Below are 17417 nucleotides of genomic sequence, written 5' to 3'. Positions count from 1 at the left end.
TTAAATCCTTTCACCAATTAAATAGAATGTTTTATTTGCGATGATTTTAACGGAAACCATCTGACCGATCAAATCTTCCGTACCGGGGAAATGCACCAGCATATTATTGTCGGCGCGGCCCGTCAGGATGGATTTATCCTGTTTGCTCATTTCTTCCGCAAATACAGTCATCACCTTACCCACCTGTTCCTGATGTACTTCATGGACGATAGGGTTCAGCACATTCAGCATCCTGTCAAAGCGGTCTTTCACCACATCCTCGGGCACCTGGTCTTCCATGGTAGCCGCAGGAGTGCCTGTCCGCTTGGAATAGATGAACGTAAATGCTGTGCTGTAGCGAGACTGGCGGATGACATCCAGTGTTTCCTGGAAATCTTCTTCCGTTTCGCCGGGGAAACCCACGATGATATCTGTACTCAAAGTGATGCCGGGCATAGCCTCTCTCGCCTTTCGTACGATCTCCATATAGGATTCCTTTGTATAGTGGCGGTTCATACGTCTGAGGATCTCGCTGCTGCCGCTCTGTACAGGCAGGTGCAAATATTTGCAGACTTTGTCACATTCCGCCATAGCTTTTATCAATTCATCAGAAAGATCCTTGGGATGGGACGTCATAAAACGGATACGTTCGATACCTTCCACCTCGTTTACCATACGCAAGAGTTCTGCGAAGGAAACGGGGTTTTCCAGATTCTTTCCGTAAGAATTTACATTCTGACCCAGCAGCATGACTTCTTTTACGCCATCTGCCGCCAGTTTCCGTACTTCTGCCAGGATATCCTCGGGCGTACGGCTGCGCTCTCTGCCGCGCACATAGGGCACGATACAGTAAGAACAGAAATTGTTGCAGCCAAACATGATATTGACAGAGGCCTTATAAGGGAAATGTCTGATGGCAGGCAGGTCTTCCACCACTTCCTGATGGGCCTGCCAGATATCATAGACCGTTTCGCCGCTTTCCATACGAGTTGCCACCAGTTCAGGCAGCTTGTACAGGTTGAATGTACCGAAAACGATATCTACATGACGGTATTTCTGACGCAGGGTCGCCAGCACAGTTTCCTGCTGCATCATGCAGCCACACAGAGCAATGATGGCATCGGGGTTTTTGGCTTCTTTATAGTGCTTCAGCCAACCCAGCTTGCCATACACCTTCAACTCGGCATTTTCACGAACACAGCAGGTGTTATAGATAATAAAATCTGCTTCTTTTTCCACCTCTGTGGGTTCATAGCCCATTTCGGAAAGCATGCCTTCCAGCTTTTCGGAATCATGGGCATTCATCTGACAGCCCATGGCTAAAGAATAGAATTTCTTCTTTCTGCCGTTTTCCGCTTCAAAGGCATCATTCTGCTCACGAATGGCACGAATATATTCCAGCTGTCTTTCCAGTTCCAAATCACTGGGTTTGACAGCAGTTCCTGCTTTGATCTCCATAATTTTTTCCTCTCAAAACGTGTTCATTTTGCGAAAAGGACATACTTTCCACAATCTTATATAGTTTATCACAAAAGCAAGCCTTTCTCAATGATTTTTCAGAGAAACTTACGCAAAAGAAACGATTTCCAGTTTATTGCCATGTTCACGGATAATGTTCAGGAGATCTTCTGTTGCCAGGTAAACAGAAGCCGTATTTTCATTGGGATGCACGCCGATTTTTCCCATCTGTAGGAAATCTTCATCGAAGAATACTTCCACAGCACAGTTTTCATCATTCAGCACACCAAGAGGTGTTACCGCGCCCTTTGTCAGCTTCATATATTTTTCCAGACGTTCTTCGGAGGCAAAGGACAGCTTACCGATGCCCAGTTTTTCACCCAATTCCTTCAGGTTTGCCTGTTTATTGGCCCGAATAACGATCAGAAAATGGCGTTTGCCCTTCTGATCTCTCAGGAACAGATTTTTTGCGATATCTTCCATATCCTCCAGACCAAGGTCCTCCATTTCGTCGATGGTATAAACAGCTTTATGTTCTACCCATTCAAAGGGAATACCTTTTGCTTCCAAAAAGGCTTTTACTTCCTGTTTTCCAAACATTTCTTTCACTCCTTCCAGCGACTATATTACCACAGAATCCGAAAGAAAAACAGCGAAGAACATCTTAATTTTCTCTTTTCTCTAAATGTTCATAGTTTGTTTACAATTCAGTCATACTCAATTCATATTGACAAAGTATTATAAAGATGTCCTTAAGAGAGGACAGACATTACATAGTATACATACCCTCCCCTTTTTTTACAAAGAGCCAATTTCCCGTTGGCTCTTTTTCCCGTTTGAAAGAACATCTTTTTTCCCACAAAACATAGTCCCTCTGCTATTTCCTTTTTCTTATCTATATGATACACTGATAAAAATCGAATCTACTTACAAAAGAGGTGTTATTTCACATGAATGAGATTCTATCATATGCAAAGAAGATCATCCACGATGCCATTCAGGCTTCCCTGCCCGACGAAGCAGTAAAAAAAGCCATCTGCGGCAAAAAATTTAATTTCCAAGGAAAAGTCATCGTCATCGCCATCGGCAAAGCCGCATGGAACATGGCAAAGGCGGCGGCAGAAAATATTCCCCACAAAATCGACACAGGCATCGTTTTAACAAAATATGACCATTCTCAGGGAGACATCCCCGGGTTCACAATTTTAGAAGCAGGCCATCCTCTCCCCGATGAAAATACCATCAGCGGTACAAAACAAATTATTGAAGCTGTATCCGATCTGACAGAAAAGGATACTGTTTTCTTTCTTGTTTCCGGCGGCGGCTCCGCCTTGTTCGAAAAGCCTGCAGGAAATCTTGGATTAGCTGATTTTCTGGATATCACTGACCAGCTTTTGAAATGCGGCGCGGATATCGTAGAAATCAACACGATTCGTAAACATCTTTCCGCAGTCAAAGGCGGTGGATTTGCAGAACTTTGCGCCCCTGCGAAGGTGTACTGCATTGCCCTCAGCGATATTCTGGGCGACAGGCCTGATTCCATTGCTTCCGGCCCTGCCTGCGCCGATGCTTCCACATCCGAAGAAGCCTTTGCAGTAGCGGAAAAATATGGTCTGCAGCTGACAGAAGAAATGAAAGCAGAGCTGGCAAAAGAAACGCCCAAATCCCTTTCCAATGTGACCATGGAAATCACAGGAAGTGTCACTCAGCTTTGCGAAGATGCAGCAATATCTGCAAAATCCCTTGGCTATACACCGCTGATCCTGACAAATATGCTTGATTGTGAAGCCAAAGAAGCTGGTAAATTCCTTGCTTCCATCGCGAAAACCATTCAAAAAGACGGTCTGCCTCTGAAGCCTCCCTGTGCCATCATCTGCGGCGGTGAGACTATCGTTCGCATTACAGGCAAAGGCAAAGGCGGCAGAAATCAGGAGCTGGCCCTTTCCGCAGCAGAAGGCATCAGCGGTACGGAAAGCGTTGTGGTTGCCGCTGCAGGTTCTGACGGTACTGACGGCCCTACAGACGCTGCCGGCGGCATCGTTGACGGCAATACGAAAGCCATTCTGGAAAAGAAAGGAATTACTATCCCCGCTGTTCTGGCCGAAAACGATTCCAACCGTGCTTTAGCAGAAGCCGATGCCCTTATCCTGACAGGACCTACAGGCACCAATGTCAATGATCTGTATCTCCTGCTTTGCAAATAAAAGAAACCCCGACAATTGTCGGGGTTATTTTTATGATTACCAACCAGCACGGAATTTCATAACATCATCGGGAATATCACCATTCAGATAATCCTGGATGGATGCTTTGATGATTTCGAAGCCTTTTTTCAGATTTTCAGGTTTGATGTTAAGAGGGGGCTGGATTCTCAGGATATTATCTGCCAGGGAAATTACCAGCAGACCTCTTTCGTATGCTCTGTACAGGATCTTGTATGTACCTGTCGCATCGGGAACGTTGTTGCCGTTTTCATCTTTCTTTGTGATCACGATACCTCTGGAAGTATTGATACCTCTTGTACCTGTAGCAAGATCAGGGAATGTTGCCATAACATCATCCAGACATTCCTGCATCAGTTTTGTATTATCCGCCAGAATCTTCTGGAATTCATCAGACTGCATGTAGTCGAAAGCTGCTACGCCGGCTGCACAAGCTGTTGCGTTGCCACCCAGTGTGAACAGGTGAGCAGGTGCAGGCAGACAATCCATGATTTCTGTTCTTGCCATGAAGCCGCCCAGAGGGAAACCTGCGCCGATGGATTTACCCATGATGATACCATCAGGAACGATATCATAATGTTCGATACCAAAGAATTTACCAGTACGCCAGAAAGCCTGCTGTACTTCTTCAGAGATGAACAGGATGCCATTCTTTTTGCACAGTTCATACAGTTTTTTCATAAAGATGGGGTGTGCTGCAAGCAGACCTGCATCACCCTGTACGGGTTCGATGACCACTGCTGCAACTTCATCTGCAGGCAGGTATGTTGCGAATGCTCTTTCGATATCTGCGATACATTCTTTTTCGCATGTTTCATCATCATAAGCTGCATCATAGAAGGGGAAGCAGTAGATATCAGGCAGCATGGGGCCCATTTTTGCACGCATACGTGTTGTTACCATGGACATGGAAATAGAACCGTATGTGCTGCCGTGGTAAGCATTGATGAATGTGATGATCTTGCTTCTGCCTGTGTAAGCTCTTGCAAATTTCACTGCTGCATCATTGGCGTCGGAACCACAGTTACCGAAAACGATTTTTGCAGGAACACCGCCGGGATATACAGAAGTCAGTCTTTCTGCATATTCGATGCTCTTTTTGCCATATGTATAAGCGATTGTATACTGAGAGTAATTATCCAGCTGTTCTTTTACCGCTGCTGTTACAACGGGATGGCAGCTGCCCAGATTCAGGGAAGATGCGCTGGACAGGAAGTCGATGTACTGGTTGTCGTCTTCATCGTAAATTACGTCCTGATCGATCTTTTTGATTACCATAGGATAATAAGAAAGGTGCTGGCAGGGTGCTACGACCTTCTTATCTCTTTCAACCAATGCGCTGCATTTTTCAGTATTCAATGCCATTTATACCACTCCTCACTTTGTTCGTTGTATGACATCAATTTCTTTTGTTTTTCATGTCTTTAAATAAAAACAATTTAGAACCTATTATAATACTCTGAAATCATTTGTCAACAACAAATCAATCATTCCCGTTAATTTTTTTCACTCCTCAGACAAATCACAGTTTTTTCTCTGCTCCTTTTTTCCTTTTTCAGCGTTATACTGCATACACTACTCTTTTCCCTGAACGGCTTGTCTTTTTCAGGCGAATAGATCTTTACTAATTAAAAAAGCGCTCCCGAAGGAACGCAATTTCAATATACCTGCAGGATCATCAGTAATATCGTCATCACAACCATACTGAAAGGCAGCATCATTGAATTTAATACTGCAGCCACAGAGCGATTATATCCGCAGCGTTCCGTATAAATGGGCGCAACGCTGAGGATAGGTGAAAATACGATGATAGATAAGATCTGCCTATACATCAGCGGCACAGGAAGGAAATAATAGATCAGCAGCGCAAAAGCGACACCTAATCCCATACGCAGGCAAAATACCCCTGCCATATCTTTCAATTCTTCCCTGTTGATCTTAGGTTCGAAGAGGATACCGATCAACAGCATTGCCAGGAATGCATTAGCCTGTCCGATCATCCCCGCAACGGTATACACAGGCACAGGAAGCTGTACCTTAGCCGCACAAAGAATGATCATCACCAGATATGTTACAAAAGGCATAGAAGAAAACAGCGTTTTCAAAATTTCCTTTCCGTTGATACCTTCTCTTCCCTTGGATACCATTGTTGCAATAGCAAATGTAATACCAAAGCACATGATAGCATTGCCTACATCGAACATGCAGACCAGAGCCACCGCCTCTGCTGCAAAAAAGCTGGACATATAGGGCAGCGTACAAAGACCAATATTATAGCCTGATGTATTGATGATATAAAAGGCTTTATGGGCAGGAGATTTCTTTCGCGTCAGTAAAAGTACCACTGCGATCGCTGCAATATGTACCCCAAAACCAATTCCAATAGCCATCAGATAGCTGCGATTCAACTCCAGCCCGCGGAAATTGCTGATAATGGTCATAGGCAGCGTGATCTTCAATACCAGTTTGCTCAAAAGCCCACTGTCATTCAGGGAAAACAGTCCTATTCTTTTCAAAACAAAACCCAGAGCAATCATAAATAAGAAGCCCCCGGCCTTTACTAAAATCGTTTCCATAAATGCACCTCAAAAAAGAAAGGCTCTCATCCTAAGATGAAAGCCTTTGGTTGCATGATCTGTTATAAATTACAGAGCTGCTTTTGCTGTTTCAACCAGTTTTGTGAAAGCAGCAGGATCGGATACAGCCAGTTCAGCCAGCATTTTTCTGTTGATGTTTACGCCAGCTACTTTCAGGCCATGGATCAGTTTGCTGTAAGAGATTTCGTTCATTCTTGCAGCTGCGTTGATTCTTACGATCCACAGGCTTCTGTATTCTCTCTTTGTCTGTTTTCTGCCAGCGAAAGCGAATGCCATTGCTTTCATTACAGACTGTTTTGCTACTCTGTACTGTTTGCTTCTAGCGCCACGGTAGCCTCTAGCCAGCTTCAGTACTTTTTTATGTTTTTTTCTAGCGTTCAGCGCGCCTTTTACTCTTGCCATTGTAAAGTCCTCCTAATAAATATACTCGAAAAATAGTTATCCCAAGACTGCCGATTAAGCGTAGGGCAGCAGTGTCTTTTTCACTTTGTTTTCAACTGTTCTGTCAACTGTTGTAGCGTGTCTCAGGTTTCTTTTTCTCTTTCTGGACTTTTTACCAAGAATGTGCTGTGTGTTGGATTTGTTTCTTTTCAGTTTACCTGTGCCAGTGATTTTGAATCTTTTAGCAGCAGCTTTTTTTGTTTTCAACTTAGGCATTGTATTGTCCTCCTAAAAATGTTTTGTGATAGTTTCCTTCCGCTTTTGCGGATCAGTTCTTTGGTGCCAGGAACATAACCAGGCTCTTGCCTTCCATTTTTGGCTGTTTATCAACTACGCCAAATTCTTCAGTTGCCTTTGCAAAATCTTCCATGATCTGCATACCAACTTTGGAATGACCGATTTCACGGCCTCTGAAACGGATGCTGATTTTAACCTTGTCGCCGTCCTTCAAAAATTCGTTTGCTTTTTTGACTTTTACCTGAACATCATGTGTATCGATGCTGGGGGACAAACGCAGTTCCTTTACATCAACAGTTTTCTGTTTCTTTCTGGCTTCTTTTTCTTTCTTAGCCTGATCGAATTTGTATTTACCGTAGTCCATGATGCGGCATACGGGGGGTTTCGCTGTTGGTGCGATCTTTACCAGATCGAGCTTTCTTTCGTCAGCGATTTTCTGGGCTTCTCTAGAAGAAACGATACCAAGCTGTTCGCCGTTTTCGTCGATCAGTCTGATTTCTTTGTCCCTGATTTGTTCGTTAATCATTAATTCAGTAATTGTCAAGCACCTCCCAAATAGACTGTGTCCACAAGCGCTTTACAAAAAGAAAAGCGCCGGAAGAATCCGCCGCACACAGAAAAACAGAGTTTCACCCTGTTTCAAATACTGTATTAACCCTATTTGCTCATGCCATAAGGTGAGAAGCGGAACTTCTTCTTTGTTTACCGTAGTAGTATACCATGTGTATACATTATTGTCAAACCTTTTTTCTTGTTTTTTCAAACTTTTTTAATTTGACGTTATCTTTGATATTTTATCTGAAACACATGAGAAAGTCAATAAAAAAGGCAGAGATTCCTCTCCGCCTTTTTGATATCTGGATTAATCCAGAACTTTTGTTGCGATTTCTTCTTTGATTCTTACAATGAAATCTGCCAGAGCAACCTGACCTTCTTCGCCGTTCTTTCTGGAACGCAGGGAAACCATGTTAGCTTCCTGGTCTTTTTCACCAACAACGATGATGTAAGGAACTCTTTCGTTTCTTGCTTCTCTGATCTTGTAACCGATCTTTTCTGCACGATGGTCTGTTTCAACACGGATACCTTCTGCATCCAGTGCAGCTGCTACGCTGTTTGCATAGTCTGCGAATTTTTCGGAGATAGGCAGAACCTTAACCTGTACAGGAGACAGCCACACGGGGAACTGACCTGCAAAGTGTTCGATCAGGATACCAATGAAACGTTCGATGGAACCGAAGCATACACGGTGGATCATAACAGGACGTTTCTTTGTGCCATCAGCTGCTGTGTATTCCAGTTCGAATCTTTCGGGCATCTGCATATCCAGCTGGATTGTACCACACTGCCATGTTCTGCCGATGGAGTCTTCCAGATGGAAGTCGATCTTAGGACCATAGAATGCGCCGTCGCCTTCGTTGATTGTATATTCGATACCGTTTTCATCCAGTGCGTTCTGCAGACCGTTTGTAGCGATTTCCCAAGCTTCGTCGGAACCCATGCTGTCTTCAGGTCTTGTGGACAGTTCGATATGATATTTGAAACCAAACAGTTTGTATACGCCGTCGATCAGGCTGATAACGCCGGAGATTTCATCTTTGATCTGTTCTTCTGTCATGAAGATGTGAGCGTCATCCTGGTTGAAGCAGCGAACACGCATCAGGCCGTGCAGAGCACCGCTCTTTTCGTGTCTGTGAACCAGACCGATTTCAGCCACACGCATAGGCAGGTCTCTATAAGAGTGCATATCCTGTTTGTAAACCAGCATACCACCAGGGCAGTTCATGGGTTTAACAGCGTAATCTTCTTCATCGATGATTGTTGTGTACATATTGTCTTTGTAGTGTTCCCAGTGACCGGATCTGTACCACAGTTCTCTGTTCAGAATGATAGGTGTGGAAATTTCTACATAGCCTGCTTCTTTGTGAATCTGTCTCCAGTATTCCAGCAGTGTGTTTTTCAGCACCATGCCTTTAGGCAGGAAGAAGGGGAAACCAGGGCCTTCATCCAGAAGAGCAAACAGTTTCAGTTCTTTGCCCAGTTTTCTGTGGTCACGTTTCTTCGCTTCTTCGATCATGTTCAGGTATGCTTCCAGTTCGGATGCTTTAGGGTAAGCTGTACCATAGATTCTGGACAGCATTTTGTTCTTTTCAGAGCCTCTCCAGTAAGCGCCAGCTACGGATGTCAGTTTGATCGCTTTTACTGTTTTTGTGCTCATCAGGTGAGGGCCTGCGCACAGGTCTGTGAAATCGCCCTGTTTGTAGAAGGAGATAACAGCATCTTCGGGCAGATCCTGAATCAGTTCTACTTTATAGGGTTCATTTCTGTCTTCCATATATTTGATCGCTTCTGCTCTGGGCAGTTCGAATCTTTCAATAGCGATATCTTCTTTTGCGATCTTCTTCATTTCAGCTTCCAGAGCTTCCAGTTCTTCCTGTGTGAAAGCTTTTTCTCTGTCGAAGTCATAGTAGAAACCGTCAGCGATAGCGGGACCGATCGCGATCTTTGCTTCGGGGTACAGACGTTTTACAGCCTGAGCCAGCATATGAGATGCTGTGTGACGGAATGCGATCTTACCAGCTTCATCTTCGAATGTACAGATAGCAACTTCTGCATCTTCTTCTACTACATAACGCAGATCTTTTACTTCGCCATTTACCAGACCGGCGCAAGCATTTCTTGCCAGACCTTCGCTGATGGATTTTGCGATGTCCAGTACGGATACAGCGTTATCAAATTCTTTTACCACGCCGCCTTTTAATGTGATTTTCATAAGTCTTCTCTCCTTTTATAAAGATAAATGGTCTTGAAAGCTGAAGTGAGTTCCTCCTGAAAAAGGCAATAAAAAAACTCGCCCCACTTTCCTCTACGAAAAGGGACGAGAGTACATACTCCCGCGGTTCCACCCTAATTGTTTCAACAAACCACTCATTTCAAGACGATAACGGAGTCACCGGGCTGTATTAGAGCCGCTCAGAGGTGGTCTTCATACACTCTCCCTAGCAGGATGCTCCCACCCATTGGAACCGAAGCACCAAGGCATCCCTCTCTGTGGCATCAGGAAAGGACTACTGTCCTCATCAACGCATTATCTATATCTTGTTTGATATACATAAACTATTATATCATCTTGTAATTTTCTGTCAACAGTTTTTTCAAATTTGTTCAGCAGAATTTTACAGATGTCCACGCCAAGCAAACATCAAAACCATTTTTTCTTTTTGAAAAAGAAAATGATCCCAAGAATACATGCCAGAGAAACCAGCGTAACAAAAAGATATCCATGCTTCCAGTCATATTCCGGCATATCGAAATTCATACCATACCAACCTACGATGAGGGTCAGGGGCAGGAAAATGGTGGTCACCACAGTAAAGATCTTCATGGTAGTATTCAGACTGATATCCACTTCCGCTTCATAGCTTTCCCGCACCTGGGTCACTGCCTCCCGCAGGTTCAGCACATTCTGGAAGCGACGTTCTGTCCTTCTATAGAGCATCTTGAAGGAGCGAAGAGTCTTTCCATCAAAGATACCATTCTCATTTTCGATCAGGACATCCAGAACATTCAAAAACTGTTCGTAATATTTTTTCAAAACCATAAGCCGTTTCCGCAGGCTGATGATCTCCGAAACGCAATCTCGCTTTCCTGTGGCGATCAAGGCCTGCTCCAGATCCATGATTTCTTTTTCTATGCTGTCAAAGGCAACGTCATCCCCCTTTGTCTGCAATTCGAAGAAGGTATAAAGCACCCGTTCCCTGGTACATTTTTCCCCTAAAGAAGAAAAAATGCTTTCCAGTTCCTTTTCTACCTCCTCTTTGCGGGATGTAAAAAAGAAAGCCCTCTCCTGCTCCAGATAGACGATCACACTTCCGCGACTCAGAAGGATATTTTCGAAATCCAGCATTTCCAAGCTAACACAGTCAAAGGATTCGTAGGAATCATATCTGCCATAGCTGAACCGTCTGGCTTCCTCCAGTATTTCCAGGGAAATATGGTGCTTCTTTCCCGCCGCTTCCATTTCTTCATAGGAAAAAAGCCCAATGAAGCTTTCTTCGGGCGCCTCCTTTGTCCGTTTCCATGTGTTTTTCTGAATGATATAATACATATCTATCCCTCCTGCTCTATCTTTGCCAAAAGCAAAAGGTGATAATCCCATTTCCGAAATTATCACCTGATTTTTAACCCAGTCGAACCAGATTTTCGATGGCCAGGGAACAAACTGTCCCTCTGGCTTCTGTTTTCATGCCATGGTTGCTGTTGATGGCTTCCATGATCTCATTTCTCTTGCTGGAAGGAGACACGATGGCAATGATCTCCTTTTCCTGCTGTACAGTGATGCCATAGAATTCCTCTGTGCTTTCACTGCCTGCCCAGCGGGCATGGATAATGGTGCCGCCGCGGGCCCCTGCCTTTCTGGCTGTTTCCATGACTTCCTCTGTGAAGCCCTGATTGACTGTCACAAGGATCATGCTGTTTTCCATTCCTTCTTCCATCATGGTATCCTCCCTTCCTGTTTCATTCTGTACGTTCATCTGGATCGCCAAAGCCGTCACATGGGCCATGGCTGTCAGCTTCATATCAAATACAATACCCTTGGAGCAGGCGCTGCCACGCAGCTCATTATTCAGATCCCTCATCACCTGATTAACCATGGTACCTTTCCCAACGCTGAAAATCACATCTTTTTCCAAGCTATCCAGCCCCAACAGATCCATGATCTCAGATGTAGCTGTACCTGTTCCGATACACTGGAAATGGTGTGTGATCTTCTGGCCGGTAAAAAGATCGATCATATTTCTGCCCTGTCCACGCTCCACGATGGAAACAATGAGCTTCATAGGCTCAATTTTCAAATTTTTCATTCCTTCACCCCATCTCAGTCAAAATACAGGATATCGTCTTCCAGCTGGTTGAGCTGTACAGCGATGAAATGCTGCTTTGCTCTTTCCTTCATCTGTGTGATAAAGCCCATCATCTGGATCGTAATCAGAGGTGTCATGGCTACCATGGCAACGATACCAAAGGCATCCGTCATCACATTGCCGCCAACCGCTTCACAGGCACCCATAGCAAAGGGAAGCAGGAATGTTGCCGTCATAGGACCGGAAGCAACGCCGCCGCTGTCGAAAGCGATACCGGTGAAAATGGGAGATACATAGCGAGTCAGGATCAGCGCAAAGGCATACCCGGGGATCAGGAACCACAAAATGGAAATTCCCGTCAGGATACGCAGCATGGCGATACCAACGGAAATACAGACACCAACGGAAAGCGCCGTCTGCATCATTTTCGCCGTTACAAAGCCATTGGAGATCTCTTCCACCTGCTTTGTCAGAACGTGTACCGCAGGTTCCGCCGCAACGATAAAGTAACCGATGACCATACCAATAGGAATCAGCAGCCACTTGAAGGCACTGTCTGCAATGCCGCCGCCGATGATTTGACCAACGGGCATGAAGCCAACGTTTACGCCGCAAAGGAACATTGCCAGCCCAATATACGTAAAGATAAAACCAAAAATAACACGAAGCAGCTGATGCTTTTTATAACGCTTATACAAAATCTGGAATATGAAAAAAGCACCTGCGATGGGAACCAGCGCTACCGCCACTTCATGGAAATATTCGGGGATAGCATGGGCAAAAAGCATTGCCGCATCCCTTGTGGTCTCCACCTCTGGAATGAGTGTGGAAGAATACAAGGCAGAATCAGGCTCATAAAAGATACCCAGCAGCATTACCGCCAGGATAGGCCCGATGGAACAAAGAGAGATCAGACCGAAACTATCCTCACGGGAATTCTTATCGCTTCGCAGTGTCGCCAGACCGATACCCAAAGCCATGATAAAGGGTACCGTAACAGGACCGGTGGTCACGCCGCCGCTGTCAAAGGATACGGGAATAAAGGAATCCGGCGCGAAAAACGCCAAAATAAACACCAACGGATAAAATACACACAGCATCTTTGCCAGGGGAATATGAAAAAAGATACGGATCTGGGCGATCATCAGAAACAGACCTACCCCTGCTGCCACGGAAAAGATCAGAATATTATTGGGGATAGCAGGCACCTGCTCCGCCAAAACCTGAAGATCCGGTTCCGCAATGGTGATAAGCGCACCCAGAACAAAGCACACGAACAAAGGTGAACCTACATTTTTTGCTTGGCTCATCTGCATACCGATGCCTTCCCCCATTGGCATCATGGACATATCAGCACCCATAGTGAAAAAGCCCATGCCTACGATCAGAAGCAGCGCACCAAACAAAAACAGCACTAATGCCCCGGAAGATAGCGGCATCAGCGTGACGCTCAGAAGCAGTACAATAGCAGTCAGCGGCAATACTGATGCCAGGGATTCCATAATTTTTTCTTTCAAACGAATATTCTCTAACAGAAGAACTCCTCCCCTCTTGGATTTTTGACAAATCAGACTCGTTTCCTTCGAAATCCCCCAAAATCAGTCAGATTTGTCCTCTTCACACGGATAATTCCATATTTTCCTAGTAATTTACTAACAATTTTATCATTCCTTTAAATTTAGTGTCAATGTCTGTTAAGATATTTTAACAAAATGTTTTCATTTAATGTACTTTTGTTCATTCCGCATTCATATTTCTGTTTTCAGAAAAATACAAAAGCTCCCGGAAAGATCCCGAGAGCCTTTCTATTCCTATTATATTATTTCCCAGAAATAATAGTTCGTTTCTTTTCTGTCGCCACTTTCAGAGGCGGAAACATTCTCTTTCCACGGTTACCAGTGCCGCAAGATTTGCCTTTGTTTCATTTCATATTGCCATATTACGATTCCTCAGCATTTATTTCTGGTCTTCGTCACCGAAGGGATCCCCACATTCGGGGCAGAAACGAGGAGGTTTCGTGGGGTCTTCAGGTTCCCAGCCGCATTTATCGCATTTGTACTGCAATGCGCCTGCAGGCTTAGGCTTGCCGCACTGAGGACAGAATCTGCCTTTGTTCTGAGAACCACATTCGCAGGTCCAGCTGTTGTCCGCAGGTTTTCTGCCGCCACATTCTGTACAGAAATTACCTATATTGCCTGTTTTGCCGCAAGTGCAGTTCCAGCCATTCTGTTCAGGTGCAGGCTGCGCCGCCTGCTGAGGTTGCTGCTGTGCTGCCATCTGGAAAAACTGACCCGCATTCATGCCACCAGCCTGGGTCGCCATATTCATACCGGCAAAGGCCATCATAGGGCCTGTGCTTTCGTTGGCTGCCGCTTTTTGCATCGCTTCCGCCTGTGCATTCACCAGATGGGCTGCCGCCATGGAAGGATTCCGCAGGGTAGCATTTCTCTGCAGTTCCTTGATCATGGCTTCATCTTCATCGGAAGCCTTCACGCTGTTCACACCGATGGATGTGATTTCAATACCATATCTGATGCCCCATTTTTCTGCCAGCACTTCATTCAGAGCGTTGGAAAGCTCCATCGTATGACCAGGCAGCGCACTGTAGCGGATACCCATGGCAGAGATCTTGCCAAAAGCAGGCTGTAGAGCTGTCAGCATTTCACTTTTCAGCTGAGAATCAATGTTTTCTCTGGTATATGTATCCTCCACGTTGCCGCAGATATTTTTATAGAACAAAACCGGGTCTGTGATGCGGTAAGCATACTCGCCGTGGCAGCGGATAGAAATATCGATATCCAGGCCGATATTGGCATCTACCACACGGAAAGGCACAGGGTTGGCTGTGCCATATTTATTCCCCAGAATTTCTTTCGTATTGAAAAAATACACCCTCTGGTCGCCTGCAGTATCGCCGCCAAAGCCCACACGCTTACCAAACTGCTTGAAGCTGTCAACAATGCTTTTTTTCAGATCACCATAGAAAATACTGGGCTCTGTAGAGGAATCATAGATAAATTCCCCTGCTTCCGCGCAGACTTCCACTACCTTCCCCTGCTCCACGATCATCATACACTGTCCTTCATTGACCGCAATGATGGAGCCATTGGAAATAATATTTTCACTTTTCTTTGTATTGAAGCCTCTCTTGGACTGACGCTGTTCGCCCTTCTGCACAAGCACATCCGCTTCCATGGAATCGCAGTAAAAATACTCTCTCCATGCATCCGCAAGAACGCCCTGGGCTGCGCCTACGCCAACTTTCAAAATACCCATACTCATTTCTCCTTTCCTTCAGAAAAATATATGAAAACCCTTACCCCTTTCGGAGTAAGGCTCTGATTTTCTTACGCTTCGGGTTCTGCTTCTTCTGCAGTAATTTTCATAACGAAGCCTTCTTCCTCATCATCTTCGTCATCCCATTCTTCCCATTCTTCAAAATCTTCATATTCATCGAAATCATCTTCTCTTGCAGCTTCGATGCTCTTTACTGTTACTGCCACTGCAGACAGGAAAAAGCCTGCGCCAGCGCCGAAAGCCGCTGCATTTTTGTATTTATCAGGTACTAACATACCTACCAGCGCGCCCAAAGAACCTACGCAAAGGCCCATCAGACCCATATCTTTCCAATCACATTCGAAAGTTACACTTTCCAGAAATTCTTTACATTTGCAATTTGCCATAGTATTTTCCTCCTTTATCCTCTTTCCGCCAAACGGTAAGTAAAATCATTATCCTGTCCTTCAAATTGAAAGGAATCTTTCAGCCCTTCTGTTGCAACGACCTCTCCATCCGTCGTAACAAAAATCGCGTCAAAATCATTCTGGGTCTTCCAGTATTTCAGAGCATCATCCAGCCCCATAACGAACAACGCTGTGGAAAGGGCATCAGCCTTCGTGCCACTTTCGCAAACGATAGTCACAGAAAGCAAGCCACTTTCTGCAGGCCAGCCCGTAGCGGGGTCGATAATATGATGATACTGTTTGCCATTTTGTTCAAAATATCTCTGATAGCCACCAGAAGTAACGATACAAATATCGCTGACCTCCAGCAAACCAACATAATCATTGGCATCCAAAGGGTTCTGCACCGCTGTTTTCCAAAGGGAACCATCAGGCTTAGTGCCAATGGCGCAAATATTACCGCCCAGAGAAAGCAGTGCCGATTCCACGCCCTTGCCCTTCAGCAATTCTGCCAGCTTATCGGAAGCATAGCCTTTTGCAATGCCGCCCAAATCTACTGCCATGCCCTCTTTTTCCAGATAAACTGTAGAGTTTTCCACATCCACCGTTACATCATCCAAACTCGTCAAAGTCAGCAGTGCATCAATGGTTTCCTGAGCGGGTACGCTGTGTTCTTCTTCCGTGAAGCCCCAGGCTTTTACCACAGGCGAAATGGCGATGTCAAAAGCATTTCCCGTTGCCGCGCCCATCTCCTTACCGGCTTGCAACAAAGCAAGCGTGTCCGCAGATACCCGAACAGGCTCGTTCCCTGCATTTTCGTTGATTTGTTTTACTTCACTGTTGTCTATGGTAACAGAAAGAAGATTCTCCAGTCTACGGACTTCCTGTTCCGCATCGATCAGCAATTCCTCCCCATCCTCATGGATGATGGTGAATGTCATAATAGTATCCATAGCGAAGGAAGTAGATTCATATCTGTTTTCCTGTTTGCTGTTTTCCAACATTTGCTGCGCCACTGCCCTCTGCTCCGCACAACCGCTGAATAGGAAGCATCCGGCCAGTCCCAATGCAATCAATTTTTTCAAATTCATATTCCCTGCTCCTTTTTCTGCAGAATATATTACTTTGATTTTACCCTGCATGCACCACTTTGTCAAACCATTCGGCTTTCCCGCAAAAAAAGAAAAGCTCCCGAAAATACGGGAGCTTAAATTTTAAATCAAACGATAATATAAATTACCGCAATTGTCAGACCGATGCCGATCAGCAGTAAGCTTTGTGCAAAGCCTTCACGATACATTTCGTGGTCTGCTTCGTAGTCTGTGTATGCAGAGAAGTATTTATCTTCAGGAGGAACAACACGGCCGTTGTCATCATTGAAGATCAGCATACTCAGTACAGAGATGAAACCATCCAGCAGGTTGCCTGCAATACGGGCGAAGAAACCGCCGATATAAGGCAGAACACCCAGCAGCAGAGGACGATAGATCTTGTCTTCGATGTTGCACCATTCGGGCCAGCAATCTACGTAAACTACATTGCCGTTTTCGTCCTTTCTCATCAGCACCTTGCGGATGAAGAGGAAGTAAACCACAACACCAACACAGATGGAGATCACTGCGCCTTTCAGGTTCAGCCAAGCAAAGTAATTTACTGCATGGTCAGGTGTATGCGCATTCATAAAGTGTGCGCACATATCTGCCAGTGTATTCTGTGTCTGATGAGGGAAAATACCCAGAACAGGCAGCGCGATCGCAATCACACCCAGAATAACAGCCATCAGCTTGCTCATGTAGGGGCCTTTTCTTACAGCCTTAGGTGCGCCGTAAGGATTGTCTTCCAGGAAGATGCATACAAAGATCTTTGTCATATATGCCAATGTCAGACCGCCGGAGAACAGGAACAGTGCTTCTGCGCATTTCATAAATGCAACAGACT

15 protein-coding genes and 1 pseudogene are annotated in these 17417 nt (G+C 45.1%); 1 reads left to right on the top strand and 15 read right to left on the bottom strand.

Going from position 1 to position 17417, the window contains the following annotated elements; genetic code table 11:
- Together miaB and IJ369_RS02080 are read right to left on the bottom strand one after the other, a co-directional pair.
- Complete coding sequence (gene miaB, locus IJ369_RS02085) at window positions 1–1437, bottom strand: tRNA (N6-isopentenyl adenosine(37)-C2)-methylthiotransferase MiaB (protein WP_290715432.1); 1437 nt, start codon at window positions 1435–1437, stop codon at window positions 1–3.
- 108 nt (window positions 1438–1545) lie between these two features.
- Window positions 1546–2037 carry a prolyl-tRNA synthetase associated domain-containing protein gene (locus IJ369_RS02080; protein WP_290715430.1) on the bottom strand — a complete coding sequence of 164 codons (492 nt, stop codon included), beginning with the start codon at window positions 2035–2037 and terminating at the stop codon, window positions 1546–1548.
- A gap of 350 nt (window positions 2038–2387) precedes the next feature.
- Between IJ369_RS02080 and IJ369_RS02075 the strand changes: the two genes are divergently transcribed.
- Entirely contained in the window at window positions 2388–3641 is a 1254-nt protein-coding gene (locus IJ369_RS02075; protein ID WP_290715428.1) for a glycerate kinase type-2 family protein, read from the top strand.
- 36 nt (window positions 3642–3677) lie between these two features.
- Here IJ369_RS02075 and IJ369_RS02070 read toward each other — a convergent pair whose 3' ends face one another.
- From IJ369_RS02070 to IJ369_RS02010, 13 genes and pseudogenes are all read right to left on the bottom strand, one after another.
- Window positions 3678–5024 (bottom strand): aminotransferase class III-fold pyridoxal phosphate-dependent enzyme, encoded by a 1347-nt coding sequence (locus IJ369_RS02070; RefSeq protein ID WP_290715427.1) that lies wholly within the window; start codon window positions 5022–5024, stop codon window positions 3678–3680.
- Window positions 5025–5317: 293 nt separating this feature from the next.
- Window positions 5318–6235 carry an AEC family transporter gene (locus IJ369_RS02065; RefSeq protein ID WP_290715426.1) on the bottom strand — a complete coding sequence of 306 codons (918 nt, stop codon included), beginning with the start codon at window positions 6233–6235 and terminating at the stop codon, window positions 5318–5320.
- Window positions 6236–6304: 69 nt separating this feature from the next.
- Window positions 6305–6658, bottom strand: coding sequence for a 50S ribosomal protein L20 (gene rplT / locus IJ369_RS02060; RefSeq protein WP_290715424.1), 354 nt, complete (start codon window positions 6656–6658; stop codon window positions 6305–6307).
- 54 nt (window positions 6659–6712) lie between these two features.
- Window positions 6713–6913 carry a 50S ribosomal protein L35 gene (gene rpmI, locus IJ369_RS02055; RefSeq protein WP_016408322.1) on the bottom strand — a complete coding sequence of 67 codons (201 nt, stop codon included), beginning with the start codon at window positions 6911–6913 and terminating at the stop codon, window positions 6713–6715.
- Window positions 6914–6965: 52 nt separating this feature from the next.
- A complete protein-coding gene (gene infC, locus IJ369_RS02050; protein ID WP_290715466.1) occupies window positions 6966–7460 on the bottom strand; it encodes a translation initiation factor IF-3 in 495 nt (164 codons plus the stop codon).
- A 336-nt stretch (window positions 7461–7796) separates the two neighbouring features.
- The gene (gene thrS, locus IJ369_RS02045) at window positions 7797–9704 is read right to left on the bottom strand and encodes a threonine--tRNA ligase (RefSeq protein WP_290715418.1); all 1908 of its coding nucleotides are present in this window, start codon (window positions 9702–9704) and stop codon (window positions 7797–7799) included.
- Between the two features lie 429 nt (window positions 9705–10133).
- On the bottom strand, window positions 10134–11039 hold the full coding sequence (locus IJ369_RS02040; protein ID WP_290715415.1) for a magnesium transporter CorA family protein: 906 nt from the start codon (window positions 11037–11039) through the stop codon (window positions 10134–10136).
- Window positions 11040–11112: 73 nt separating this feature from the next.
- Window positions 11113–11796: a hypothetical protein gene (locus IJ369_RS02035; RefSeq protein ID WP_290715412.1), complete on the bottom strand. Its 684-nt coding sequence runs from the start codon at window positions 11794–11796 to the stop codon at window positions 11113–11115.
- 14 nt (window positions 11797–11810) lie between these two features.
- Window positions 11811–13313, bottom strand: a complete 1503-nt coding sequence (locus tag IJ369_RS02030) for a DUF1538 domain-containing protein (RefSeq protein WP_290715411.1) — start codon at window positions 13311–13313, stop codon at window positions 11811–11813.
- Between the two features lie 439 nt (window positions 13314–13752).
- On the bottom strand, window positions 13753–15072 hold the full coding sequence (locus IJ369_RS02025; protein WP_290715409.1) for an SPFH domain-containing protein: 1320 nt from the start codon (window positions 15070–15072) through the stop codon (window positions 13753–13755).
- A 71-nt stretch (window positions 15073–15143) separates the two neighbouring features.
- Window positions 15144–15479 carry a hypothetical protein gene (locus IJ369_RS02020; RefSeq protein ID WP_290715408.1) on the bottom strand — a complete coding sequence of 112 codons (336 nt, stop codon included), beginning with the start codon at window positions 15477–15479 and terminating at the stop codon, window positions 15144–15146.
- A 14-nt stretch (window positions 15480–15493) separates the two neighbouring features.
- Window positions 15494–16570 (bottom strand): FAD:protein FMN transferase, encoded by a 1077-nt coding sequence (locus IJ369_RS02015; protein ID WP_290715405.1) that lies wholly within the window; start codon window positions 16568–16570, stop codon window positions 15494–15496.
- A 128-nt stretch (window positions 16571–16698) separates the two neighbouring features.
- A pseudogene (locus tag IJ369_RS02010) lies at window positions 16699–17417 on the bottom strand (hypothetical protein); the annotation flags it as partial.

This window comes from Anaerotignum sp. (genome assembly GCF_017483025.1).
Taxonomy (GTDB): domain Bacteria; phylum Bacillota; class Clostridia; order Lachnospirales; family Anaerotignaceae; genus Anaerotignum_A.
Note: the sequence above shows the minus strand (reverse complement) of the source record. Positions and strands in the feature narration are given on the sequence as shown.